Source organism: Rhizobium chutanense (assembly GCF_002531935.1).
GTDB lineage: Bacteria > Pseudomonadota > Alphaproteobacteria > Rhizobiales > Rhizobiaceae > Rhizobium > Rhizobium chutanense.
Genome location: NZ_NWSV01000083.1, coordinates 1 through 999 on the forward strand (window position 1 = coordinate 1; position 999 = coordinate 999).

Below are 999 nucleotides of genomic sequence, written 5' to 3' on the forward strand. Positions count from 1 at the left end.
TCGTTGCCGGCACCGCCGGTGATCGTGTTGGCAAGGTCATTGCCTGTGCCCGTAAACGCTACCGTACCGCTATAGGTAAGGTTCTCGACATCGCTGCCAAGCGTATAGCTTGTCAGGGTCGTGCGAACCGTGTCGGTTCCCGCAGCAGCGGCTTCGGTGACGCTGTCGCCGGCATTGTCGACGATATAGGTGTCGTCGTCCGCTCCGCCGATCAGTGTGTCGGCACCTGCCCCGCCATCCAGCGTGTCATTGCCGGCGCCGCCGGACAGCGTATCGATGGCAGCGCCACCGGTGATCACGTTGTCGAGATTGTTGCCCGTGCCCGTAAACGCCCCCGTGCCGGCAAAGGTCAGGTTCTCGACATTGGCGGCAAGCGTATAGCTCGCCAGGTTCGTGCGAACCGTGTCGGTCCCCGCAGCAGCGGCTTCGGTGATGCTGTCGCCGGCATCGTCGACGATGTAGGTGTCGTTGCCCGTTCCGCCGATCAGTGTGTCGGTGCCTGCCCCGCCATTCAGCGTGTCATTGCCGGCGCCGCCGGTGATGGTGTTGGCAAGCGCATTGCCGGTGCCGGTGAAGTTGCCGGATCCTGTATAGGTGAGGTTCTCGACATTGTTGCCGAGCGTATAGCTTGCAAGCGCCGTCTGGACCGTGTCCGTCCCCTCGCTCGCATTCTCGATCACCAGGTCGGTCGCGATATCGACGACATAAATGTCGTCACCCGTCCCGCCCGACATCGTGTCGGAACCAGCCCCGCCGATCAATGTGTCGTTGCCGCCAGCCCCCACGAGCTTGTCGGCGCCAACACCGCCCTTGAGGACGTTGTCGAGCCCATTGCCGACGCCGGTAAACGCGACCGTGCCGCTATAGATGAGGTTTTCGACATTGGCGCCGAGCGTATAGGCGGCCAGGGCCGTCTGTACCGTATCGGTTCCCTCGTCGGCATTCTCGATGACGATGTCACCGGTGGAGATGACATAGGTATCGTCGCCCGCGCCGCCC

1 protein-coding gene is annotated in these 999 nt (G+C 63.0%); it reads right to left on the bottom strand.

Features of this window, described 5'->3' with window-relative positions:
* The coding region (locus CO666_RS33385; protein WP_143540435.1) for a calcium-binding protein at positions 1-999 on the bottom strand (999 nt) is incomplete at both ends.